The sequence below is a fragment of the Methylobacterium sp. TK26 genome, assembly GCF_055361565.1.
Map to the genome: position 1 here is coordinate 3,904,083 of NZ_CM143965.1, position 22,995 is coordinate 3,927,077.

Consider the following 22,995-nt stretch of genomic DNA (forward strand, 5'->3'; position numbering starts at 1 on the left):
CCGGGTCTCTTCGGCATTCAGAATTTCAGATGCCGCAACGATCATGGACCGCCTGGACGAACTCTCCCTCTTCGTCGCGATCATCGACGCCGGCAGCCTTGCCGGTGCGGCGCGACGCCTGAACCGCTCCGCTGCGGCCGCGACGCGGGCGCTCGCCGCGTTGGAGGCGCGGGTCGGGGCGCGGCTCGTGGCGCGCACCACCCGCCGCCTCGCGCCAACCCCGGCGGGGCTGGCGCTCGCCGAGCAGGCGCGGGGGCTCGTCTCAGGCTACGAGGCGGCGATCCTCGGGGCGGGCGAGGGGCTGGTGCGGGGCCTCGTGCGCATCACGGCCCCGGTCCTGTTCGGGCGGCGGCACATCGCGCCGGTCGTCGCCTCCTTCCTCGACGCCTACCCCGAGACGCAGGCCGAGCTTGTTCTGGCCGACCGCAACGTCGATCTCGTGGAGGAACGGCTCGACGTGGCCCTCCGCATCGGGGCGCTCGCCGAATCGCGCCTCGTCGCCCGCCGGGTGGGTCAAGTCCGCCGGATCCTCGTGGCGAGCCCGGCTTACCTTGCCGCCCGTGGTGCCCCGCGGAAGCCGGGCGATCTGGCCGCCCACGATACGATTCTCGGCCAAATCCGCTCCGGTCCCCTCGAATGGCAGTTCGGCCGCACCCGCGTCCGCCTCGCCCCGCGCCTCATCGTCAACGAGGTCGAGGCCGCGCTCACGGCGGCGCGGGCCGGGCGGGGCATCGCCCGCGTCCTGTCCTATCAGGCCGCCGAGGACATCGCGGCAGGACGGCTGGTGCGCCTCCTCCCCCGCCACGAGCCGCCGCCGGTGCCGGTGCAACTCGTCACCCCCGGTGCCGACCACCGCCCGGCACGGGTGAACGCCTTCCTCGACCACGCGAGCGCGGCCCTGCGGGCGCTGCCCGTGCTGCACAGCGAGGGAGGCAACAGCGGGGCGGAGATGTCCTGACTCCCGGGCGATGTGTGCCGCAGCACACTTTTGCTCCCCGCGCTGGCATGCCAAGGCGGCCCTCGCGCTTTCGCCGGGTCCCGCTGCGATGTCCGCCCCCTCCGCCTCGGCCGATCCGATCCCGAGGCTCATCGTCGTCCTCGCCTGCGCCGGATTCGGCAGCACCTTCGCGCTCCGGTCGTTCGAGCCGCTGGTCGGCGTCATCGCCCGCGACCTCGGCGGCGATCCGCACCGGGTCGCCCTGCTCTCCACCGCCTTCGCGCTGCCCTACGCCCTCATCCAGCCCATCCTCGGCCCGGTGGGCGATGCGCTGGGCAAGGCGCGGGTGATGACCGGCTGCCTCGCGGTGCTGGGTCTCGCCCTGGCACTCTGCGTCGTCGCGCCGGACCTGTCCTCGCTCTTCGGCCTGCGGATGCTCGCCGGGGCGGCGGCGGGCGGCTGCATCCCCCTGTCCCTCGCCCTGCTCGGCGACCGGGTGCCCATGGCGGGCCGTCAGGTCGCCATCGGGCGGTTCCTCGTGGCGGTGATCCTCGGGCAGCTCTCCGGCTCGACCGTCGCGGGCCTGATCGAGACCTCCATCGGCTGGCGGGGCGTGGCGGGGGTGACGGCCATCGTCGCCGGCCTCGCCTGCGCCGCCCTGGCCCTGGGCTTCCCCGCCGGGGACCGTGCCCCCGCCCGCCGCCCGGAATTCGGCGCGGCGCTCACGAACTACCGGACGATCCTCGCCAATCCGAGGGCGCGGGTGCTGTTCGGCGCCGTCTTCGTGGAGGCCATCGCGATCTTCGGGGTGTTCCCCCACCTCGCCCCCCTGCTCGAAGCGCGGGAGGCCGGGGGGCCGCGCGAGGCGGGGCTGGCGCTCGCGGGCTTCGCGGTCGGCGGGCTGGTCTACGCGGCCCTCGTCGGCGTGATGGTGCGCCTGCTCGGCATGGCGCGGATGCTGATGGTCGGCGGTGTGATCTGCGCCGTCGCCCTGTCGATCATCGGCCTCGCCGGGTCCTGGCAGGCGGATTGCGCCGCCCTGACGGTGATGGGGCTCGGCTTCTACATGCTCCACAACACCTACCAGACGCAGGTCACGGAGGTCGCGCCCAAGGCGCGCGGCTCGGCCGTGGCGCTCCACGCCTTCTCGTATTTCGGCGGGCAGGCGGTCAGCGTCGCCATCGTCGGCGAGGGGTTGCAGGTCTTCGGGCAGTTCTGGGCGCTCGCCGCCTGCGCGGCGACCATCGTCGCGCTGGGCTTCACCACCGCCACGTTGCTGTCGCGGCCGGTGGTCAGCCCCGTCCCATCGCCAGCGCCTTGAGGTCGAGGGCCGGGTCGGCGGCCTGATCGGGGGTGAGGGGCGTGCCGGCGCTCAAGAGGCGCCGGGCGATCATGTGGTCGCCCGCCCGGTTGACGGATTCCACCGCGCTCAGCCGCCCGTCCCGGAAGCGGAACACCGAGAACGCATTCCCCTCGCCCCGCATGACCGCCGCATCCCCCGGCGCCGAGAGCCCGGCGATCTGCAGCTTGTGCGCGCCCTGGTCGCTCCAGAACCACGGCAGCGCGGCATAGGCCGCCGGCTTGCCGGTGAGCCGGGCGGCGAGGCAGCGGCCCTGGTCGATGGCGTTCTGCACCGATTCGATGCGTACGGTCCCGTCCCCGTTGAGCCCGTGGGCGAAGGGGCTGGGGAAGCGGGCGCAATCGCCGATGGCCGAGATCGCCGGATCGGACGTGGCGAGGAAGGCGTCCACCCGCACCCCGTCGGCGGCGGGCAGGCCGGCCTCGGCCGCCAGATCCGCGTTCGGCAGGACGCCGATACCGATCAGGACGAGATCCGCCGGCAGTTCGCGCCCGTCCGCCAGGGTGACGGCGCGGACGCGGCCCCCCTCTCCGGCGATGGCCGTCACCCCCGCCGCGAAGGCGAAGCGCACGCCCAACGCTTCCTGTGCCGTGCGGAAGAAGGCGGCGGTCTGGGGCGAGACGGCCCGCGCCATCGGCCGGTCGGCGGCCTCCACGACGGTGACGTCGAGCCCCCGCCCGGCGGCCACCGCCGCGAATTCGAGGCCGATGAAGCCCGCCCCGATCACGACGATGCGCGGCCCCCCTTCGAGCGCCACCTTGAGGGCGTCCGCATCGGTGAGGCCGCGCAGCTGGCGCACCCCGTCGAGGTCGGCGCCCGGCACCGGCAGGGGCCGGTTGCGCGAGCCCGTGGCGAGGACGAGGTGGGCGAAGGAAAGCGCGGTGCCGTCCGCGAGGACGAGGCGGCGCCCCTCCCGGTCGATGGCCCTCGCCGGGCTCGCCGCGTGGAAGGTGATGCGGTGGTCCGCGAAGAACGAGGCGGGCCGTAGGGCGAGGCCGTCCGCGTCGGTCTTGCCCGCGAGATAGGCCTTCGACAGGGGCGGGCGCTGGTAGGGCAGGGCGGTCTCGTCGCCCACGAGGGTCAGGGGCCCGTGATACCCACCCTCCCGCAGCGAGGCGGAGGCCTGGAACCCCGCCTGCCCGGCGCCAACGATGACGATGCCCGGTTCCACGTCTAGGTCTCCCGCGCCGCCACGGGCGGCTTGACGAGGTCGAGGCCGGGGAGCCAGCGCGCCCCGTCGCTCATCAGGTAGCTCCACACCGCCGAGGCGGCGGGGCCGAGCACCTTGTCGGCGCGGCGCACGGCGTACCAGTCGCGCCGGATCGGCAGGCCCGCCACGTCGAGGACGGCGAGGCGCCCCGTCTCCACCTCGGCGGCCACGGAATGGGCCGAGAGCAGGGCGAGGCCGAGCCCGGCGATCACCGCCTGCTTGATCGTCTCGTTCGAGCCGGTGTCGATGTCGAGGAGGGCGCGCTTCACCAGCACGCCGCTCATGAATTCCTCGAACACGGTGCGCGTGCCGGAGCCCTCCTCGCGCATGAAGAAGGCTTGGTCCGCGAGGTCCGTGCGGGCGAGGTTCCTGCGGCCGGCGAGGGGATGGTCCGGCGCGGCCACCAGCACCAGCGGGTGCGGGCCGAAGGTCGCGGCCTCGATGGGGAAGTCGCGCGGCGGGCGGCCCATCACCGCGAAGTCGATCTCGTAGCCGCGCAGGGCTTCCACCGTCTGGCCCCGGTTGCGCACCGACAGGCTGATCTCGACGCCGGGATGCAGCTTGGAGAAGCCGGCGATGACTTGCGGCGCGAAGTACTTCGCCGTCGTCACCACGCCGAGGGCGACGCGCCCGCCGGAGATGCCGCGCAGGGAGCGCAGCCGGTCGGTGCAGGTTTCGAGGATGGTGTTGATGCTGTCGATCGCCCACAGCATCTCGCGGCCGGCATCCGTGGGCTTCAGGCCCGAGGGCGTGCGGTCGAACAGGAGGAGCCCGGCCTCCTCCTCCAATTGCCGGATGCGCGCGTAGAGCGCGGCCGAGGTGACGTTGAGCTCCTGCGCCGCCCGCGTCATGGTCCCGAGCTTGGCCACCGCAGCGACCGCCTGGAGCTGTTTCAGAGACAGGTTGCGCATGGCGGGCTTCTCGTTTTTTTTGACCCGGGCCGCAAGGCCGTGCACATTTCTTGACGAGTGCGTCCGCGGGTTCTTATCGATCCTCCCGCATGGCCGTCTATGATGGACGGCCCTGGACGGCTACAGATCCGATCCCGAACGTAACAGCCGTAATAAAGAAGGACAGGCCGATGGCGGATCTAGCGGTCGGGACACCCCTCGACGCCTATCTCGCGCAGGTGGTGCAGGCCGATGCGGGCCTGCGGGACACCGCCGCCGTGGTCGCGGCCGTGGCCGAGGCCTCCATCGAGATCAGTGCCGTCATCGGGCGCGGGGCGCTCGGCGGCGACCTCGCCGCCACCGGCGACCAGAACAGCGACGGCGACGTGCAGAAGGCCCTCGACGTGATCGCCCACGAGCGCGTCACGGCGGCCCTGCGCGGCGCCCCCGTCGCCACCGTCGCGTCGGAGGAGGCGGCCGACGTCATGGTGCTGAATCCGTCCGCGCCGCTCGCCGTCGCCATCGATCCGCTGGACGGCTCGTCCAACATCGGCGTCAACATGGTGGTGGGCACCGTGTTCGGCATCCGCCCGGCGGTTCCCGGAGACGACGTCGAGGCGAGCTTCCGCACGCCGGGCACGGCGCAGCTGGCGGCGGGCTTCGTGAATTACGGGCCGGCGACCACGCTCATCGTCACCTTCGGCCAGGGCACGCAGACCTTCGTCCTCGACCGGGAGGTGGGCCAGTTCCGCCTCACCGTCGCGGCCATGAAGATCCCGGCCTCGGCCAAGGAATACGCCATCAACGCCTCGAACGCCCGCTTCTGGGATCCGCCGGTCAAGGCCTTCGTGGAGGATTGCCTGCGCGGGACGGAAGGCCCGCGCGACAAGGACTTCAACATGCGCTGGCTCGGCTCCATGGTGGCCGACATGCAGCGGGTGCTGACCCGTGGCGGCGTGTTCCTTTATCCCGGCGATTCCCGGAAGGGCTACGCCCGCGGCCGCCTGCGGCTGCTCTACGAGGTCGCCCCCGTGGCCATGCTCATCGAGCAGGCCGGCGGCACCGCCACGGACGGGCAGGAGCGCATCCTCGACCTCGTCGCCACGGGCATCCACGAGCGCGCCCCGCTGATCTGCGGCTCGACCGAGGAAGTCGCCTGCGTCGGCACCTACTATGCCGGCGGCAAGCCGGATGCGGGCCGCTCGCCGCTCTTCGGCCAGCGTGGCCTGATGCGGCCCTGAGGGCGGATCCGTCCGGTCCAAGGCGATGTCCGCACGCCATCCCATCATCTCCGTGACCGGCTCCTCGGGGGCCGGCACCACCTCCGTCCGCAATACGTTCGAGCAGATCTTCCGCCGGGAGGATGTCCACGCCGTCTTCATCGAGGGCGACGGCTTCCACGCCTTCGACCGGGACACGATGCGCCAGATGATGGCGCGGGAGGCGACGCTTTCCCATTTCGCGCCGAAGGCGAACCTCCTGCCCGAACTGGAGGAGGTGTTCCGCGCCTATTCCGAATCGGGCGGCGGGCGCACCCGCCACTACGCCCACGACGCCCACGATGCGCGGCTCTACGGCATCCCCGAGGGCACCTTCTCCGAGTGGGAGGAGTTCCAGCCGGGCTCGGACCTCCTGTTCTACGAGGGGCTCCACGGCTGCGTCGTGAACGATCAGGTCGACATCGCCCGCTATGCCGACCTGAAGATCGGCGTGGTGCCGGTGATCAATCTCGAATGGGTGCAGAAGCTGCACCGGGACCGCTCGTTCCGGGGCTATTCCACCGAGGCGGTGACGGACGTGATCCTGCGGCGCATGCCCGATTACGTGCAGACCATCTGCCCGCAATTCTCGTGGACGGACATCAACTTCCAGCGGGTGCCGACGGTCGACACCTCGAACCCGTTCATCGCCCGCTGGATTCCCACCGCCGACGAATCGCTGGTGGTGATCCGCTTCAAGAACCCGAAGGGGATCGACTTCTCCTATCTCGTGTCGATGATCCACGACTCGTTCATGAGCCGGGCGAATTCCATCGTGATCCCCGGCGGCAAGCTCGATCTGGCGATGCAGCTCATCCTCACGCCGATCATCATGCAACTCGTGGAGCGGCGGCGGCGGCTCGCCTGAGCGCCCCCGCCCGATACCGGACCAGCCCCGAAAGACGCGACCCCATGCTTCCTCCCGTCATCGCCCCCTCGATCCTCTCGGCCGACTTCTCGCGGCTCGCGGAGGAGGTGCGCGCCATCGAGGCCGCCGGCGCCGACTGGATCCACCTCGACGTGATGGACGGGCATTTCGTGCCCAACATCACCTTCGGCGCCCCCGTGGTGAAGGCCCTGCGGCCGCACACGCAGAAGTACTTCGACGTCCACCTGATGATCGCGCCGGCCGATCCCTACCTCGCCGCCTTCGCCCAGGCCGGGGCGGACGGCATCACCGTCCACGCCGAGGCCGGGCCGCATATCCACCGCTCGCTCCAGACCATCCGCGATCTCGGCAAGCGCGCCGGCATCGCGATCAACCCCGGCACCCCGGCCTCCGCCGTCGAGCCGCTCCTCGACATCGTGGACCTCGTGCTGGTGATGACCGTGAATCCCGGCTTCGGCGGGCAGAGCTTCCTGAAATCCTCGATGGAGGCCGTCGCCCGGGTGCGGGCGATGATCGCGGGCCGCGACATCCGCATCGAGGTCGATGGCGGCATCGACGCCGAGACGGTGCGGCTCGCGAGCCGGGCCGGCGCCGACACGTTCGTGGCCGGCAACGCCGTGTTCGGCGGCGGCGAGGCGGCCTATGCCGAGCGCATCGCAGCGATCCGCGCGGGCGCGGAGGGGGCCTCCGGCTACAGCCTGTCGGTGTGAGGGCGAGCCCACCGCTCCTCCTGCCCGTCGCGGCCCTGCTGACGGGGATGGTCTCGCTTCAGGGCGGGGCGGCCATCGCGAAATCCCTGTTCCCCTCCGTCGGCGCGGCGGGGACGGCGAGCCTGCGCGTCGGCTTCTCGGCCCTCGTCCTGCTCGCCGTCTGGCGCCCGTGGCGGCGCAGCCTGACGCTGCGCGATGCCGGATGGATCGCCCTCTACGGCGCGGCGCTCGGGGTGATGAACCTGCTGTTCTACCTCGCCCTGACGCGGCTCCCCATCGGCCCGGCGGTGGCCATCGAGTTCACCGGCCCCCTCGTCCTGGCCATCGCCGGCTCCCGGCGGAAGGCGGATCTGGCCTGGATCGGCCTCGCCGTCCTGGGGCTCGGCCTGCTCCTACCCCTCGGGGGCGTGGGCGGGCTCGATCCCCTCGGCATCGCCCTGGCCCTGGCAGCGGGGGCGGCCTGGGCGCTCTACATCCTGTTCGGGCAGCGGGCGGGGCGCGTCGATGGCGGGCAGGCGGTCGCCTGGGGCATGCTCGCCGCCGCCCTCGTCGTGGCCCCGGCGGGCCTCGCGGAAGCGGGCACGGCCCTGTTCGCGCCCGCGACCCTGCTGCTCGGCCTCGCGGTGGCGCTCCTGTCGAGCGCCCTGCCGTATTCGCTGGAGATGGTCGCCCTGCGCCGCCTCGACCGGACGACCTTCGGCGTGATGATGAGCGTGGAGCCGGCGATCGCCGCCCTGCTCGCCTATGTCCTGCTCGGTGAGGCGCTGACGCCGGTGCAGTGGCTCGCCATCGGCTTGGTGATCGCGGCCTCGGCCGGCATCACCGCCACCCGCCGCCCTCAGCCGGCGGCCCTGCTCACTTCCCCGCCAGAACCCGCGACGCGACGTTGATGTACTTGCGCCCCGCCTCCTGGGCGTGAAGCACCGCGTCGCTGAGGCTTTCCTCGTCGCGTACGCTGGCGAGCTTGATGAGCATCGGCAGGTTGATCCCCGCCACCACCTCCACCGAGCCGCCGTTCATGCACGACAGGGCGAGGTTCGAGGGGGTGCCGCCGAACATGTCGGTCAGCACGACGACGCCCTCGCCCGTATTCACGCGGCATACCGCGGACATGATGTCCCGGCGCCGCAGTTCCATATCGTCTTCCGGCCCGATCGTGATCGTTTCGATCTGATCCTGGGGGCCGACCACGTGCTCGAGTGCGGCCTTGAACTCGGTCGCGAGCAAACCGTGGGTGACGAGCACCATGCCAATCATCGACACGTGTTCCGACATCCTGTGCGGACCGCCATGTTGTGCATCGCACAGTATCTCACAAGGCGATCGCGACTCTTTGCCCGCGCAATCATGGAATCATGCCATGGTACGCAGGCCGACGCTACGGGCTGCGGGGCAATTAAGCAAAACGCCGGACGTGTGCGGCTGCGAAGTCACGCTCCCCTCCCGCGCAGGGCGGCCCGCACGAGCATCGGCGCGAGCCCCGACGCTCTGGCGCCCCTGTCGAGGATTAGCCGGGGCAGGCCTATCCCCAGGATTCGCGCCTCCTCCGGCGGCTCGGGCAGGCGCGGCTGCGTCTCCACGAGGTCGATGGCGAGGCTCAGGACCGCCTCCGGCCGCCGCGCCAGGCCGAGTGCCTCGGCGGTCAGCAGCCCCTGGCCCCGGATCTCCACCCGCCCGGCCTCGGCGGGATGGGGACAGGCGACGAGGCGCCCCTCCCTGGACAGGACCCGCACCCGGTCGTCGGCGACGAGCGCCCCGCCGGGCGAATCGGCGAGCATGAGGGCGAGCGTCGACTTGCCCGCCCCCGAGGGTCCGAGAATCAGCACGCCCGCCTCGCCCAGCACGATGCAGGCGGCGTGCAGGCTCTGCATCAGGCCGCGTGCTGCGACAATTGCCGGGGCGCGGCCGGCAGGCGGACGATGAAGCGGGCGCCGCGCACGGTGGGCTCGCCCTCCTCGTTGGGGGCGCCGGGCCGGTTCTCGGCGCGGATCGTGCCGCGATGGGCCTGCACGATCTGGCGGGAGATCGAGAGGCCGAGGCCGGAATTCTGCCCGAAGCCCTGCTCGGGACGGTCGGTGTAGAAGCGCTCGAAGATCCGCTCCAGGGCGTGTTCGGGGATGCCCGGCCCCTCGTCCTCGCAGACAAGCTCGATCTCGTTGCGCACCCGGCGGAGGGCGACGCGCACCTTCGCGTCCGAGGGCGAGAACGAGCGGGCATTGTCGAGGAGGTTGTTCACCACCTGCCCCAGCCGGCTGTCATGGCCGATGATCGCGTAGGCGCCCTCGGGGTCGTTGGGGTCGAGGTCGAGCTGGATCAGGCAATCCTTCGGCCGCCGCCGCTCGTTCGCCACCGAGACGACGGTGGAGAGGAGCTTCTTGAGATCGACCCGCCTCGCCTCGGCGCGGGCGAGCTCGGCATCGAGGCGGGAGGCGTCGGCGATGTCGCTGATCAGCCGGTCGAGGCGCTTCACGTCGTGCTGGATGATCGCCATCAGCCGCCCGCGCGAATCCTCGGTCTTGGCCAGCGGCAGGGTCTCGACGGCGCTGCGGAGCGAGGTCAGCGGGTTCTTCAACTCGTGGCTGACGTCGGCGGCGAAGTTCTCGATGGCGTCGATGCGCCGGTAGAGCGCCTGGGTCATGTCCCGCAGGGCGCCGGAGAGGTGGCCGATCTCGTCGGTGCGCTCGGTGAAGTCGGGGATCTCTTCGCGGGTCTTGATGCCCATGCGCACCTTCTCGGCGGCCTCCGCAAGGCGCCGCACCGGCCCGGCGATGGCGCCCGCCAGCAGGAAGGAGAGCACCACCATCACCACGGCGGCGATCAGGAACACCTGGAACAGGCCGAATCGCTCGGAGGCGATCACCCGGTCGATGGCGTCCCCTTGCGTGGAGATGAGCAGCGCGCCGCGCACGGCGCCGGCCTTGTGGATCGGCACCGCCACCGAGACCGTGGTCTCGCTGAGGGCGTTGCGGCGCACGAGGCTGCCGCGCGCGCCGTTCAGGGCGGCCTGGACCTCGCGCAGGGAATGGCCGTTGACGGGGCCGGCCTCCTCCTGCGGCGTCGCGCGCCCGAACAGGCCGGTGAGCTTGGCGTGGACCGTGTCGAAGGCCGATTCGAGCAGCCCCGCCTTGTGCGGGCGTCCCGCTGCCGGCTCGGAGCGGACGGCATCGCCGCGCTTGAACAGGGTGCGGGTGTCGAAGAGCAGCCCGCCTTCCTGATCGTAGACGCGGGCACGGTTGCCGGTGGGCGTCACGAGGCGGGCGAGCAGCGGCGCCACCCGCTCCGGGTTCAGGGAGAAGGCGAGCGACTGCGCCTCCTCGTCGCCCTCGCCGGCCTGCTGCTGGAGCAGCTTGTCGGGGTCGATGCGGATCGTGTCCGGGTCCACCGAGGCCGAGGCGGCGATGGCGCCCGCGATGATCTCGCCCTGGATGGCGAGGCTCTGGACGCGGGCCTGGATCAGGCCCTGCCGGAACTGGTTCAGGTAGAGGAAGCCGACGAGGAGCGCGATCAGCCCGACGAGGTTGAGGACGACGATGCGCCGCGTGAGGCTCGACGAGGCGCGCTGGCCCACCCCGTCCCACAGGGCGCGCGGCAGGCGCAGCGGGTAGGACAGGGCGTGGCGGGTCCAGGGTCGGGAGGGGACATCGTCGGTGGCAACGTCGTGAGCCTGGGAGGCGTGCGGTGGCGACACGGGTGAGCGATCCATCCTGGCCCGGCCTACGCCTCCTTGAACCGGTAGCCGACGCCGTAGAGCGTCTCGATCATGTCGAAGCTCTGGTCGGTCGCCTTGAACTTCTTGCGCAGGCGCTTGATGTGGCTGTCGATGGTGCGGTCATCGACATAGACCTGATCGTCGTAGGCCGCGTCCATCAGGGCGTTGCGGCTCTTCACGACGCCGGGCCGGTGGGCGAGCGCCTGGAGAATCAGGAACTCGGTCACGGTCAGCGTCACCGGCTCACCCTTCCAGGTGCAGGTGTGCCGCTCGGGGTCCATCATCAGGGCGCCGCGCTCCAGGGAGCGGGCGGCGGCCTCGGCCTCGCCGCGCGGCGGGGCGCCGGGGGCTTCCTTCGCGAAGCGGCGCAGCACCGCCTTCACCCGCTCCACCAGAAGCCGCTGCGAGAACGGCTTATGGATGAAATCGTCCGCGCCCATCTTCAGGCCGAACAGCTCGTCGATCTCCTCGTCCTTCGAGGTGAGGAAGATGACCGGCAGGTCCGATTTCTGGCGCAGCCGCCGCAGCAGCTCCATCCCGTCCATGCGCGGCATCTTGATGTCGAAGATCGCGAGGTCGGGGGGCGAGTGGCGCAGACCGTCCAGGGCCGAGGCCCCGTCGGTGTAGGTCTGGATCCGGTAGCCTTCGGTCTCCAGGGCGATCGACACGGAGGTCAGGATGTTCCGGTCGTCGTCGACGAGGGCAATGGTCGGCATGCGCGGATCCCTGGCTGAACGGGGTCGGGCGCGGCCGCGCAAACGGCCGCGTCGCATCCCGGCCCCATCGGGGCTGGCTGTAGGCGCGAGGGCATTCCGCCGCGGGAAGCGGTTCCGGCTCGCGCCGAGGGGGACGGGTGCTTTAATATGTTCCCTGGGAAAAAGCGAGCGGCGGTCATAGCTTGGCCGTAATCTTCCAGATCGCTCGGGTCACGGAGGCGTGTGCATGGCTGACACTGGCGGCGTATCCGAGGGACCGCGGGGCCCGGCCCGGCCCCTGCCGGCGGCGGAGGCGCCCTTCGACGCGATCGGCCTCGCGCGGATGCTCCTGCGCACCATCCGCTCGGGGGCGCTGGCGACCATCGACGCGGAGGGCATGCCCTTCGCCTCCCTCGTCACGATGGCCACCGACGTGGACGGCACGCCGCTGATGCTGTTGTCGCGCCTTTCGGCCCACACCCGCAACCTCCTGGCCGATCCGCGCTGCTCCCTGCTGTTCAGCCAGGGCGGCAAGGGCGACCCGCTCGCCCATCCCCGCCTGACGGTGAACGGCCGTGCGATGCAGAGTGCCGAGCCCCGCGCTCGCGAGCGATTCCTGGCCCGCCACCCCAAGGCGAAGCTCTATGCGGACTTCCCGGACTTCGCCTTTTTCGCCCTGGCGCCGGAGGCGGGCCACCTCAACGGCGGCTTCGCCAAGGCTGCGACGCTGACGCCCGCCGAACTCCTCCTCGACCTGACGGGCAGGGAGGCCATCGTGGCGGGAGAGGGCGGCGCCGTCGCCCACATGAACGCGGACCATGCGGATGCCCTCGCCCTCTATGCGGCGGCGGCGGGTGAGGCGGAGGCGTCCTGGCGGCTCAGCGGGCTCGATCCCGAGGGCATGGACTTGATGGCCGGCGACCGGACGGCGCGGGTTCTCTATCCCGAGCCGGTCTCGGACATGGGTGGCTTGCGCAAGAGTCTCGTCGCCATGGCCACGCGCGCACGGTCGGGCAGTCCTGCGGAGGGTTCAACCGGCGCGTGAGAGGAATGCGTTGCCGGGATGGCAAAAGGTGGCGATCCGCCCCATATGGGCAGCATGAACGATACGCACTCCGACACCTTTCCCTTCAGCCTCGAGGTTCATCCGGTCGGCGAGAGCGGCGCGCTCTACCAGTGGAGCATCCGAAAGCACGGCAAGCTTCACCAGCGGTCGGACCGGAAGCACCCGACCGAGGCTAAGGCACGCTCCCACGGCGAGGCCGAGATCGAGCGACTGATCCGCGACCGCGGCCGGTAACGCTCGACCCGAACGAAACGCAAACCGCCCGGAGCCGCCCGCTTCGGGCGGTTTCGTTTGCGTGCTCGGACGTCCCGCGATTCCCTTGCGCTCGACGCTGTGGCCCGGCGCTGCTATCTCGCAGGCGCCCGGTCGGCCCCTGGCCCGACCATCGCGATTTGCCGGCATGCGCCCGCCTTGGCCGTGCGCCCGAACGGAACATCGATGACCGCCCCGATCGACACCATCCGCAACTTCTCGATCGTCGCCCATATCGACCACGGGAAATCGACCCTGGCCGACCGCCTGATCCAGGCCACCGGCACCGTCGCGCTCCGCGACATGAGCGAGCAGATGCTCGACTCGATGGACATCGAGAAGGAGCGCGGCATTACCATCAAGGCGCAGACCGTGCGCCTGGAATACTCGGCCAAGGACGGCCGGACCTACATCCTCAACCTGATGGACACGCCCGGCCACGTGGACTTCGCCTACGAGGTCTCGCGCTCGCTCGCCGCCTGCGAGGGCTCGCTGCTGGTGGTCGATGCCTCGCAGGGCGTCGAGGCGCAGACGCTGGCCAACGTCTATCAGGCGCTCGACGCCAATCACGAGATCGTGCCCGTCCTCAACAAGGTCGATCTCCCCGCCGCCGAGCCGGACCGGGTGAAGGAGCAGATCGAGGAGGTGATCGGCCTCGACGCCTCCGAGGCGGTGCCGATCTCGGCCAAGACCGGCCTCAACATCGAGGCGGTGCTGGAAGCCATCGTCACCAGGCTGCCGGCGCCGAAGGGCGACCCGGCCGCGCCCCTCAAGGCGCTCCTCGTGGATAGCTGGTACGACGCCTATCTCGGCGTCGTGGTGCTGGTGCGCATCGTGGACGGGGTGCTCAAGAAGGGCATGACCATCCGCATGATGGGCGCCGACGCGGTCTACGGCGTGGACCGGATCGGCGTGTTCCGCCCGAAGATGTCCGAGATCGAGGCGCTGGGCCCCGGCGAGGTCGGGTTCTTCACGGGCTCGATCAAGGAGGTCGCCGACACCCGCGTCGGCGATACGATCACCGAGGACAAGCGCCAGACGAGCGGCATGCTGCCGGGCTTCAAGGAAGTCCAGGCGGTGGTGTTCTGCGGCCTGTTCCCGGTGGACGCGGCCGAGTTCGAGAACCTGCGCTCGGCCATGGGCAAGCTCCGGCTGAACGACGCCTCGTTCTCCTACGAGATGGAGAGCTCGGCGGCTTTGGGCTTCGGCTTCCGCTGCGGCTTCCTCGGCCTGCTGCACCTGGAGATCATCCAGGAGCGGCTGGAGCGCGAGTTCAACCTCGACCTGATCTCGACGGCGCCGTCCGTGGTCTACCGCCTGCAGATGCGCGACGGGACCACGAAGGAGCTGCACAATCCGGCCGACATGCCGGACGTGATGAAGATCGAGATTATCGAGGAGCCGTGGATCCGCGCCACGATCCTCACGCCGGACGAATATCTCGGCGGCGTGCTGAAGCTCTGCCAGGACCGGCGCGGCGTCCAGATCGACCTCAACTACGTCGGCAAGCGCGCCATGGTCATCTACGACCTGCCGCTCAACGAGGTGGTGTTCGACTTCTACGACCGGCTGAAGTCGATCTCGAAGGGCTACGCCTCGTTCGACTACCATGTGTCCGACTACCGCGAGGGCGACCTTGTGAAGATGTCGCTGCTCGTCAACGCCGAGCCGGTCGACGCCCTCTCGATGCTGGTCCACCGCACCCGCGCCGAGAGCCGCGGCCGGGCCATGTGCGAGAAGCTGAAGGACCTGATCCCCCGCCACCTGTTCCAGATCCCGGTCCAGGCGGCGATCGGCGGCAAGATCATCGCCCGCGAGACGATCCGGGCGCTCTCCAAGGACGTGACCGCCAAGTGCTACGGCGGCGACATCTCGCGCAAGCGCAAGCTCCTCGACAAGCAGAAGGAGGGCAAGAAGAAGATGCGCCAGTTCGGCCGGGTGGAGATCCCGCAGGAGGCGTTCATCGCCGCCCTGAAAATGGACGATTGAGGTCGTCTATCCCGGCGGCAGCACGTCGATCTGGATGCCCGCGTAATACGCCGCGAGGTTCGCGATATCCGCGTCGGACAATTCCTTCGCGACGACGTTCATGATCTCGTTCTGGCGCTTGCCCTCGCGGTACTCGGTGAGCGCCTTCACCAGATAGGGTTCGATCTGGCCGGCGAGGTTCGGCGCCTCCGGCAGCTTCGAGAGGCCGTCCATGCCGTGGCAGGTCTGGCAGGCGGTCGCGCGCTTCTTGCCGAGGGCGGCATCGCCCGCCTGCGCGCTCAGTGGCACCAGCATGGCGGCGAGGATGAGGATCGGGCGGGTCATCGTCACGGGCTACTTGTCCTGATGGTGTTTCGTCTCCCAGCCTTTTCCTGCCCACCCCCCTCATCCTGAGGTGCCCGCCTCGGCGGGCCTCGAAGGAGGGCTCCAGGGATGACAGCGCTGGCTGGAACCCTCCTTCGAGGCCGCTTCGCGGCACCTCAGGATGAGGGGGAGGGATGGATGGTGGGTGGAACAGGCCCCTCCCAAGAGAGGGACCCGCTCCCAAAAACCTACTTCTCGTAGGAGATCCGATACACCGCCCCGGCGGAATCGTCGGAGACGAGCAGCGAGCCGTCGAGCATCACCGCCACGTCCACGGGGCGGCCGAGATACTCGCCGTCGCCGGTCAGCCAGCCCTCCGCGAAGGGCTTCACCGATTCGACCTTCCCGTCCGCGCCGAGCTTGGCAAACATCACCCGCGCGCCGATCGGCTGGGTGCGGTTCCACGAGCCGTGTTCGGCGATGAAGATGCCGCCCTTGTACGAATCGGGGAACGACTTCCCGTTGTAGAAGGTCATGCCGAGATCGGCCGCGTGGGGCGGCAGTTCGGCCATCGGCGGCACCGCGTCGGCGGGCGGGGTCTCGTCCTTGTACTCGACCGTGCGCACCGCGCCGCCGCCGAACCACGGGAAGCCGAAGTTCTGCCCGGCCTTGGTGGCGTGGTTCAACTCGCCCGGCGGCTTGTCGTCGCCCATCCCGTCGACTTGGTTGTCCGTGAACCAGAGGCTCTTGTCGGTGGCAAAGTCTATGCCCACCGAGTTGCGGATGCCGGTGGCGTAGACCTCGCGGTTCTTGCCGTCGGCGTCCATGCGGATGATCCCGCCGATGCCCTGCTTCCTGTACAGGTCCATCTTGGCGGCGGGCGGCACGTTGTAGGGCTGGCCGAGCGCGATGTAGGTCTTGCCGTCCGGCCCGACGCGGCAGACGCGGGCCGTGTGGTTGAAGCTTTCCTCGGCGGTGGGGATCAGCTCACCCTGCTTCACCAGCACGCCGGCGGCCACATCCGGGTTCTCGTAGAAGAACTCGGCCGCCGGGAAGGCCAGCACGCGGTTCTGCTCCACCACCGTCAGCACGCCGTCCCGCGAGAAGCAGACGCCGTTGGGAATCTTGAAGTCGATACCCGGCGCGAAGGCGCGGACCTCGTCGGCGACCCGGTCCTTGTCCCGGTCGGTCACGGTGTAGACCTTCGACTTGCGGGTGCCGACGAACAGCACGCCGGCATTCGGCCCCACCGCCAGGGCACGGGCATCCGGCACGATGGCGTAGAGGGCGATCTTGAACCCGTCCGGCAGCTTCACCTTGGCGAGGTTCTTGGCGATCGCGTCGGCCTTGCGGCCGGTCTGCGGGATCTCCGGCGCGGGCTGCGTCGAGGTGCTGCGGAAGCTCTCGAGCTTCTCAAGGTCGTCGGTCTTGGCCTTGGTCTCGGCGGGCGCGGCCCCCTGAGCCAGGGCGGGCATGGCCACGCCCGTCAGCAGCGCGGCGAGGATCAGCGTTCGCATGGGCGGTCTCTCCCGATCCGCCCTGTCACACGGGCGGCTGCATAAAGGATAGATCGCTGTAAATCGGGCACAAGGGAGTTGCGTGACGGGATGTGCGCTTCGTGATCCCTACCAGTTCCATTCCTCGAAGCCGGGCTCGCGGCAGCGGTAGCCGATCGGGCATTGCGGGTTGTCCCGCGTCGGCACGAATCGCAGCTCCGCGATGTCCGACAATTCGCACTGGTTGCGGTTGCGGACGAGGCGTTCCGGCGCGGCGCCGGCGGCGATCATGATGTCGCCCTCGTGCTGCACCAGCGCCATCGCCTCGGCACAGGTCATCCGGGCCGTCACGGAGCCCCGGGGCATGCGCGGGGGCTCGGCGCGGGCTGTGAGCCCGGTCGCGATCGCGGCGAGGGGGGCCAAAAGCAGGGTGAGGACCAACGGCCTCATCGCAGGTCGCACCGGATCCGGGTTACGCACGCCCCGCGAAGGGTCGCGGGTCTGGTTATCCTGCACGGGCGGGTGCCCGGCGACTGTCACCGGAATGCGCCACCCCACCGCTTTCGCCGTCTGACCGCCGCATTCAGCCGCCTAAATAGCCGGCGCGGGCACGGCGGCCCTAACAATTTGTGAACGTGATCCGCTTGCGAGGACACGCACCGCGTGATTCCCGTTCCGTACAGCGCGACACCCAGGGACACCCAGCGATGACGGCTCTCTCGATCCTCGACGTTCAGGCGATTCGCGCCGCGCCGCTCTCGCGGGAGCCCTATCCGTACACCCTCGGCACGAACGTCCTGAACCGCGAATCGATCGAGGAGATCCGGCGCGACTTCCCCGAGATCGGCAAGCCCGGCTACCTCACCGTGGACGAGGTCTCCCTCCAGGGCCGGTTCAAGGCGCTGATCGACGAACTGGAGAGCGACGAGTTCTCCCGCATCCTCGGCGAGAAGTTCGGGATCGATCTCGTCTCCTGCCCGCGCCTCACCACCATCATGAAGCGCAGCCAGCTCAAGTACGGCGCCATCCACACGGACGGCCCGTCGAAGGTGCTGACGCTCCTCGTCTACATGAACGACGCCTGGGACGCCCCGGCCGCCGGCCGCCTGCGTGTGCTCTACGACGGCAAGAACTTCGAGCCCTTCGCCGTCGAGGTGCCGCCGACCATGGGCACGATGTTCGCCTTCCTGCGCGCCGACAATTCCTGGCACGGTCACGAGCCCTTCGAGGGCGAGCGCCGGGTGGTGCAGGTCGCCTGGATCAAGGACGCCTCGGAACTGGAGCGCAAGCGCAAGCGCAACCGCACCGCCCAGTTCCTGAAGGGCATCTTCGGGCGGTGATGCCATGGAGATGAGGCTCGACAGGGCCCAGTGGCGGGACAACCCCCTGACCGCCGCCACCTTCCCCACGCCGCTCGCCCTCGGCGAGCCGGGGATGAGCGCCCTCGTCGTGCCGCCGCCTCCGCCCGAACCGGACGCCCCCGCCAGGAAGGGCGGGGCGCGCTACGCGATCCCGGCCCTGCTCGTCGCGGGCTGGGGCGGGCTGTTCGCCTATTGCGCCACCTATCTGCGGGAGGATTTGCCCTTCCGCCCCCTGGTCTCCGCCGAGGCGTCCCACCGGGCCGACGAGCCGCCCAAGCGCGTCACCGTGCTGCCCGAACTGCCGCCGGAGGCGATGCCGGCGGTCGCGCAAGCCCCCGCTGAAGTGCCGGCCGTCGCCGCCGCCATGCCCGCCCCGGCCGCGATCCAGGCCGTCGCCCCGAAGCGCCCCGGATTGCCGGTGGCGGAGTTCGTCGGCACCTGGGGGCCGACCCCGGCCGCCTGCCTCAGCCCCTCGCGGCGGCGCGGCTACCTGCCGGCGACGATCTCGATGGAGAAGGCGCGGGCGGGCAAGACCCTCTGTAGCTTCCGTGACGGCCACCGTGCCGGCGGCGCCTGGGTGATGGGGGCCGAGTGCAGCGACCGCGGCCGCCGCTGGTCGTCCCAGGTCCGCCTCCTCGTGGAGGGCGACCGCCTGACCTGGACCAGCAGCAAGGGCACCTCGACCTATGTCCGGTGCGGGCGCCGCGCCGGCTGAACCCGTCGCGGCCGCCGGGTGACGTAGGACACGCGAGACCCCTCGACGCTGCCGCGCGCCTGCGCGAGACGACAGGCACCTTCCCCGACACGGACGCCTTGCGGCGCCGCAGGAGCGCCCAGCATGGCCGAGACCGCCGCGCCGCAACCGCAGGACGGGTTGCCGCTGCGCGAGCGGAGGCTCGCCATGGCCGCCATCGCGCTGGCCATGACCATGGCGGTGCTCGACGGGGCCATCGTCAACGTGGCGCTGCCGGTCCTGGCCAAGGACCTCGCGGTGAAGCCGGCCGACGCGATCTTCGTGGTCAACTCGTATCAGGTCGCCGTCACGGCGAGCCTCCTGCCCTTCGCCGCCCTCGGCGACATCTTCGGCTTCCGGCGCGTCTATCTGCCGGGGCTCGCGGTGTTCGTGGCCGCCTCGCTGGCCTGCGCCCTGGCGCCGAGCCTCGGCCTGCTCGTCGCCGCGCGGATCGTGCAGGGGCTGGGCGCCGCCGCGATCATGAGCGTCAACATCGGCTTCGTGCGCTTCATCTACCCGCACAAGATCATCGGGGCGGGGGTGGCGAACGTCGCGCTGGTCGTGGCGGTGGCCTCGGCGGCGGGGCCGACCGTCGCCGCCGCGATCCTCTCCGTGGCGACCTGGCCGTGGCTGTTCCTCGTGAACGTGCCGGTGGGGCTGCTAGCGCTGGCCGTCGCGACCCGCACCCTGCCCGCGACCCCGGAGAGCCGCCGGCCCTTCGACGGGTTGAGCGCGCTTCTCAACGCCCTGACCTTCGGCCTGCTGATCGTCGGCATCGACGGGCTCGGCGATCCCGGCGGGGTCGTCCGGGGGGCGGCCGAGATCGCCGCCGCCCTCGTGTTCGGGGTGATCTTCGTGCGCCGCCAGATCCGCCTGCCGGCGCCGCTCCTGCCGGTCGACCTGCTGCGGATCCGCGCCTTCGCCCTGTCGATGGCCTCCTCGATCTGCGCCTTCGCGGCGCAGATGGCATCCTACGTCGCCCTGCCGTTCTACTTTCAGGACGTGCTCCACCTGTCGAGCACGCAGACCGGGTTTCTCATGACCCCCTGGCCCATCGCCGTCGCGGTGATGGCGCCGATCTCGGGGCGGCTCGCGGACCGCTACCCGCCGGGGCTGCTCGGCGGCGCCGGCCTCGCGGTGATGGCGGCCGGGCTCGCCCTGGTCGCCGCCCTGCCCACGGGGGCGCCGGTCCTCGACATCGTGTGGCGGCTCACCCTCTGCGGCCTCGGCTTCGGCCTGTTCCAGTCGCCCAACAACCGGATCATCGTCACCTCGGCCCCGCGCGAGCGCAGCGGCGGCGCCAGCGGCATGCAATCGACCGCGCGGCTCACCGGGCAATCCCTCGGCGCCGCCCTGGTGGCGGTGCTGTTCGGGCTGACCCATGGCAGCGGCGCGGGCTCGGCGGTAACACTCTCCCTGTCAACGGCCGTGGCGCTTTCCATGGTCGGCGCCTGCACCAGTGCCCTGCGCTGGCAGCGGAACGGGTAGGAGTGGTCTCCGGCCCGGCCGACCCCACCTTCGCGTCACGGGGTGAATGGCACAGGGAAAGCCGATCATGGATCTCGATCTCAGTGGACGCAGGGCCCTCGTCACCGGCTCGACCGGCGGCATCGGCTACGCCATCGCCCGGGCGCTCTGCGACCTCGGCGCCGAAGTGGGCATCAACGGGCGCACGGCCGAGCGGGTGGACGCCGCCCTGGCGAAGCTGCGCGGCGAGGCGAGCGGCGGGCGCGCCTTCGCGGCGGTGGGGGACGTCTCCGACGCTGCGGGCGCCGAAGCCCTGGTGACGGCCAACCCCGGCATCGACATCCTCGTCAACAACACCGGCATCTTCGAGCCGAAGCCGTTCTTCGAGATCCCGGACGCGGATTGGCAGCGCTTCTTCGACGTGAACGTGATGAGCGGCGTGCGCCTGTCCCGCGCCTACACGCCGGCCATGGTCGAGCGCGGCTGGGGCCGGGTGATCTTCATCTCGAGCGAATCCGCCCTCAACGTCCCGACCGAGATGGTGCATTACGGGATGACGAAGACGGCGCAGCTCTCGATCGCGCGTGGCCTCGCCCAGACGGTGGCCGGCAGCGGCGTCACCGTGAACAGCGTTCTGCCCGGCCCGACCCTCTCCGAGGGCGTCGAGACCTTCCTCAGGCAGATGAGCGACGGCGCGACCGGCGATAGCGAGGAACTCGGTCGCCAGTTCGTGACGCAGCACCGGCCGACATCGCTGATCCGACGTCTCGCCAAGGTGGACGAGGTCGCCAACCTCGTCGCCTATCTGTGCAGCCCGGCCGCGAGCGCGACCACGGGCGCGGCCATGCGGGTCGATGGCGGCGTCCTGCAATATCTCGCATGACGCCAGGATCTGCCGCGACCGGCCCGCGGGCCGGTCCGGCAAGAAGCGCCGTTACGACTTCAGGTGCGCCGCGAGGTGCTTGTTCATCTCGAACATGGAGCACTTGTCCTTGCCGAAGACCTTCTTCAGCTTGTCGTCGGCAACGATCTCGCGCTTGTTCTCGGGGTTCTGCAGGTTGTGCTTCTTGATGTATTCCCACACCTTGCTCACCACCTCGCCGCGCGGAAGCGGGCTGGTGCCGACGATGGCGCCAAGCTCGGCCGAGGGCTTCAGCGGCTGCTGAAGGGCGTTCGGCTTCGCGGCCGCCGCCTTCGCAGCTGGCTTGGCGGTCTTGGCGGGAGCGGACTCAGAAGCAGCCTTGGTGGTCTTGGCCGCCTTCGGCGCAGCCTTCTCCGTCTTCGTCGCCATCAATATCCTCCGATGCTCGGACCGCGCCGGGGCGAACCGCGCCCCGTCGCCGCGTCAGCATAGCAGCATCAACTAAGCGGTGACGCGCCCGTTCCAAGGGGAAAGTAGGTGCTAACCGCTTCAATCCACAGGGCGGACCGGCCTTCGGCCCGTTCGGCAAGGGTGCCGAAGCAGAATCTTATCGCATAGGTTGGGATATGAAACATTATCGTAACCGCGATTTGCAAGACTCGGTGACATGTTCGCACCGATCTTCTCCCTCGCGCTGGTGCTCTCCGTGGCGCTGGTCGTCGCCCTGGCGGCCGGAACGCGGTGGGACGACACCGGCCGGGCGCCGGAAGCCCGCGTCCTGATCTGACCGGGCTCCGCCCGCTCCCCCCGCGAATCACACGAACGCCGCGACGGAACCGGTTGCGGCGGTGCTCGTAACCCCTCCATCACCCCCGCCGCGTTTCCGCGGGGCGCCAGAGGAGGGACCATGCCCACCGATCTGCCGACCGAACGCGCCGTCAGGAAGCCGGGCACGCTGGAACTCGATCCGGCCGCCGAGGGCGTCGCCCTCGACGAGACGCCGCGCCTGATCGCCTCGAACAAGGTCGAGGGAACCGCCGTCTACGACAGCGAGGGCCGCCATCTCGGCACGGTCCATAATTTCATGGTCGACAAGGTGTCGGGGCAGGTGGCCTACGCCGTCCTGGCCTTCGGCGGCTTCCTGGGCCTCGGGGAGAACCACCACGCGCTCCCCTGGCGGGCCCTGCGCTACAGCACGGACCTCGGCGGCTACGTGGTGGACATTGACCCCGGCTCCCTGGCGGGTGCGCCGACCCACGGGCCGGGCGAGGACAGTTTCGCCGACCCGAACTACAAGAAGCGGCTGGACGAATATTACGGCAGCCGCCTCGCCTCCGCTTAGAACTTGCCGCCGAGGCCGACGCTGCCGCCGGGGGTGAGCGACGGAGCCATGCCGTTCGAGCCGCTGCCGCCGCGGGCGTCGCTGCCTTCCAGCTCGTCGCGGCGGATCCGCCGCTCGCTCGCATCGGCGGAGCGGCTCGCCGCGCCGGCGCTCTTCGGGATGTCGATGTTGCGGGTCGGGGCGGCCGGCAGCGGGCGGCCTTCGTCGTCCAGGGTCGCCGTCCGCGCCTGCCGGCCGGGGATGGTGCCGCGCATGGAGGGCGGCAGGCCGACATCGGTGTCGGGCATCACGCCATTCGTGCCGCCCAGCGCCTGACATCCCGCGAGGCCGCCGGCGGCCAGGGAGACGGCGAGAAGCAGGGCGGGCACGGGGGCCGGGAACGGGGTGCGGGACATTGACGGTTCCTCGCGCGGGCCGTGCAATGCCAGGGCCCACGAACTGTTTGGTGGGATCTAAGCCGGGGTT

General features: G+C 70.5%; 25 protein-coding genes. 14 read left to right on the plus strand and 11 right to left on the minus strand.

Annotated features, from left to right (window positions below; translation table 11 throughout):
* The first annotated feature begins 43 nt into the window (after positions 1 to 43).
* Both ACXJ1Y_RS18980 and ACXJ1Y_RS18985 read left to right on the plus strand, forming a co-directional pair.
* On the plus strand, positions 44 to 958 hold the full coding sequence (locus tag ACXJ1Y_RS18980; protein WP_463847668.1) for a LysR family transcriptional regulator: 915 nt from the start codon (positions 44 to 46) through the stop codon (positions 956 to 958).
* An 88-nt stretch (positions 959 to 1,046) separates the two neighbouring features.
* Positions 1,047 to 2,258: an MFS transporter gene (locus ACXJ1Y_RS18985; RefSeq protein ID WP_463847669.1), complete on the plus strand. Its 1,212-nt coding sequence runs from the start codon at positions 1,047 to 1,049 to the stop codon at positions 2,256 to 2,258.
* On the opposite strand, the gene ACXJ1Y_RS18990 is transcribed toward ACXJ1Y_RS18985, so the two are convergent.
* Entirely contained in the window at positions 2,230 to 3,468 is a 1,239-nt protein-coding gene (locus tag ACXJ1Y_RS18990) for an NAD(P)/FAD-dependent oxidoreductase (protein ID WP_463847670.1), read from the minus strand. The genes ACXJ1Y_RS18985 and ACXJ1Y_RS18990 overlap by 29 nt on opposite strands.
* Positions 3,469 to 3,470: 2 nt before the next feature.
* Entirely contained in the window at positions 3,471 to 4,418 is a 948-nt protein-coding gene (locus ACXJ1Y_RS18995; RefSeq protein WP_463847671.1) for a LysR family transcriptional regulator, read from the minus strand.
* 170 nt (positions 4,419 to 4,588) lie between these two features.
* On the opposite strand from ACXJ1Y_RS18995, the gene ACXJ1Y_RS19000 reads away from it, so the two are divergent.
* Genes ACXJ1Y_RS19000 through ACXJ1Y_RS19015 form a run of 4 tightly spaced genes read left to right on the plus strand, consistent with a single transcriptional unit; the run spans position 4,589 to position 8,145 of the window.
* Positions 4,589 to 5,638 carry a class 1 fructose-bisphosphatase gene (locus tag ACXJ1Y_RS19000; protein WP_463847672.1) on the plus strand — a complete coding sequence of 350 codons (1,050 nt, stop codon included), beginning with the start codon at positions 4,589 to 4,591 and terminating at the stop codon, positions 5,636 to 5,638.
* A gap of 25 nt (positions 5,639 to 5,663) precedes the next feature.
* Positions 5,664 to 6,524, plus strand: a complete 861-nt coding sequence (locus tag ACXJ1Y_RS19005; RefSeq protein ID WP_463847673.1) for a phosphoribulokinase — start codon at positions 5,664 to 5,666, stop codon at positions 6,522 to 6,524.
* A 44-nt stretch (positions 6,525 to 6,568) separates the two neighbouring features.
* Positions 6,569 to 7,255, plus strand: a complete 687-nt coding sequence (gene rpe, locus ACXJ1Y_RS19010) for a ribulose-phosphate 3-epimerase (RefSeq protein ID WP_463847674.1) — start codon at positions 6,569 to 6,571, stop codon at positions 7,253 to 7,255.
* Positions 7,256 to 7,302: 47 nt separating this feature from the next.
* A complete protein-coding gene (locus tag ACXJ1Y_RS19015) occupies positions 7,303 to 8,145 on the plus strand; it encodes an EamA family transporter (protein WP_463850171.1) in 843 nt (280 codons plus the stop codon).
* Here ACXJ1Y_RS19015 and ACXJ1Y_RS19020 read toward each other — a convergent pair.
* From ACXJ1Y_RS19020 to ACXJ1Y_RS19035, 4 genes are all read right to left on the minus strand, one after another.
* The gene (locus tag ACXJ1Y_RS19020) at positions 8,111 to 8,512 is read right to left on the minus strand and encodes a PTS sugar transporter subunit IIA (RefSeq protein WP_378975367.1); all 402 of its coding nucleotides are present in this window, start codon (positions 8,510 to 8,512) and stop codon (positions 8,111 to 8,113) included. The genes ACXJ1Y_RS19015 and ACXJ1Y_RS19020 overlap by 35 nt on opposite strands.
* Positions 8,513 to 8,685: 173 nt before the next feature.
* Complete coding sequence (locus ACXJ1Y_RS19025) at positions 8,686 to 9,126, minus strand: HPr kinase/phosphorylase (protein WP_463847675.1); 441 nt, start codon at positions 9,124 to 9,126, stop codon at positions 8,686 to 8,688.
* Positions 9,126 to 10,943 carry a sensor histidine kinase gene (locus ACXJ1Y_RS19030; protein WP_463847676.1) on the minus strand — a complete coding sequence of 606 codons (1,818 nt, stop codon included), beginning with the start codon at positions 10,941 to 10,943 and terminating at the stop codon, positions 9,126 to 9,128. Before ACXJ1Y_RS19030 ends, ACXJ1Y_RS19025 begins: the two co-directional genes overlap by 1 nt.
* 26 nt (positions 10,944 to 10,969) lie before the next feature.
* A complete protein-coding gene (locus ACXJ1Y_RS19035; protein ID WP_238201179.1) occupies positions 10,970 to 11,680 on the minus strand; it encodes a response regulator transcription factor in 711 nt (236 codons plus the stop codon).
* A gap of 226 nt (positions 11,681 to 11,906) precedes the next feature.
* On the opposite strand from ACXJ1Y_RS19035, the gene ACXJ1Y_RS19040 reads away from it, so the two are divergent.
* From ACXJ1Y_RS19040 to lepA, 3 genes are all read left to right on the plus strand, one after another.
* Complete coding sequence (locus ACXJ1Y_RS19040; protein ID WP_463847677.1) at positions 11,907 to 12,704, plus strand: HugZ family pyridoxamine 5'-phosphate oxidase; 798 nt, start codon at positions 11,907 to 11,909, stop codon at positions 12,702 to 12,704.
* A gap of 54 nt (positions 12,705 to 12,758) precedes the next feature.
* Complete coding sequence (locus ACXJ1Y_RS19045) at positions 12,759 to 12,959, plus strand: hypothetical protein (protein WP_238201181.1); 201 nt, start codon at positions 12,759 to 12,761, stop codon at positions 12,957 to 12,959.
* Positions 12,960 to 13,163: 204 nt separating this feature from the next.
* Positions 13,164 to 14,966 (plus strand): translation elongation factor 4, encoded by a 1,803-nt coding sequence (lepA, locus tag ACXJ1Y_RS19050; RefSeq protein ID WP_463847678.1) that lies wholly within the window; start codon positions 13,164 to 13,166, stop codon positions 14,964 to 14,966.
* A gap of 6 nt (positions 14,967 to 14,972) precedes the next feature.
* On the opposite strand, the gene ACXJ1Y_RS19055 is transcribed toward lepA, so the two are convergent.
* From ACXJ1Y_RS19055 to ACXJ1Y_RS19065, 3 genes are all read right to left on the minus strand, one after another.
* Complete coding sequence (locus ACXJ1Y_RS19055; RefSeq protein ID WP_463850172.1) at positions 14,973 to 15,290, minus strand: c-type cytochrome; 318 nt, start codon at positions 15,288 to 15,290, stop codon at positions 14,973 to 14,975.
* 227 nt (positions 15,291 to 15,517) lie between these two features.
* A complete protein-coding gene (locus ACXJ1Y_RS19060; RefSeq protein ID WP_463847679.1) occupies positions 15,518 to 16,786 on the minus strand; it encodes a PQQ-dependent sugar dehydrogenase in 1,269 nt (422 codons plus the stop codon).
* A gap of 108 nt (positions 16,787 to 16,894) precedes the next feature.
* Positions 16,895 to 17,215: a hypothetical protein gene (locus ACXJ1Y_RS19065; RefSeq protein ID WP_463847680.1), complete on the minus strand. Its 321-nt coding sequence runs from the start codon at positions 17,213 to 17,215 to the stop codon at positions 16,895 to 16,897.
* A gap of 257 nt (positions 17,216 to 17,472) precedes the next feature.
* Here ACXJ1Y_RS19065 and ACXJ1Y_RS19070 point away from each other — a divergent pair, with 257 nt between their 5' ends.
* From ACXJ1Y_RS19070 to ACXJ1Y_RS19085, 4 genes are all read left to right on the plus strand, one after another.
* Entirely contained in the window at positions 17,473 to 18,105 is a 633-nt protein-coding gene (locus tag ACXJ1Y_RS19070) for a 2OG-Fe(II) oxygenase (protein ID WP_463847681.1), read from the plus strand.
* 10 nt (positions 18,106 to 18,115) lie between these two features.
* Complete coding sequence (locus tag ACXJ1Y_RS19075) at positions 18,116 to 18,841, plus strand: peptidase inhibitor family I36 protein (RefSeq protein WP_463847682.1); 726 nt, start codon at positions 18,116 to 18,118, stop codon at positions 18,839 to 18,841.
* A 123-nt stretch (positions 18,842 to 18,964) separates the two neighbouring features.
* Positions 18,965 to 20,347, plus strand: a complete 1,383-nt coding sequence (locus tag ACXJ1Y_RS19080) for an MFS transporter (RefSeq protein WP_463847683.1) — start codon at positions 18,965 to 18,967, stop codon at positions 20,345 to 20,347.
* 67 nt (positions 20,348 to 20,414) lie between these two features.
* The gene (locus tag ACXJ1Y_RS19085; RefSeq protein ID WP_463847684.1) at positions 20,415 to 21,209 is read left to right on the plus strand and encodes an SDR family NAD(P)-dependent oxidoreductase; all 795 of its coding nucleotides are present in this window, start codon (positions 20,415 to 20,417) and stop codon (positions 21,207 to 21,209) included.
* Positions 21,210 to 21,260: 51 nt separating this feature from the next.
* Here ACXJ1Y_RS19085 and ACXJ1Y_RS19090 read toward each other — a convergent pair whose 3' ends face one another.
* Positions 21,261 to 21,617, minus strand: coding sequence for an SWIB/MDM2 domain-containing protein (locus ACXJ1Y_RS19090; protein ID WP_243959087.1), 357 nt, complete (start codon positions 21,615 to 21,617; stop codon positions 21,261 to 21,263).
* A 478-nt stretch (positions 21,618 to 22,095) separates the two neighbouring features.
* Between ACXJ1Y_RS19090 and ACXJ1Y_RS19095 the strand changes: the two genes are divergently transcribed.
* Positions 22,096 to 22,530 carry a PRC-barrel domain-containing protein gene (locus tag ACXJ1Y_RS19095; RefSeq protein WP_463847685.1) on the plus strand — a complete coding sequence of 145 codons (435 nt, stop codon included), beginning with the start codon at positions 22,096 to 22,098 and terminating at the stop codon, positions 22,528 to 22,530.
* On the opposite strand, the gene ACXJ1Y_RS19100 is transcribed toward ACXJ1Y_RS19095, so the two are convergent.
* Complete coding sequence (locus ACXJ1Y_RS19100; RefSeq protein WP_463847686.1) at positions 22,527 to 22,925, minus strand: hypothetical protein; 399 nt, start codon at positions 22,923 to 22,925, stop codon at positions 22,527 to 22,529. The genes ACXJ1Y_RS19095 and ACXJ1Y_RS19100 overlap by 4 nt on opposite strands.
* Positions 22,926 to 22,995 lie beyond the last annotated feature (70 nt).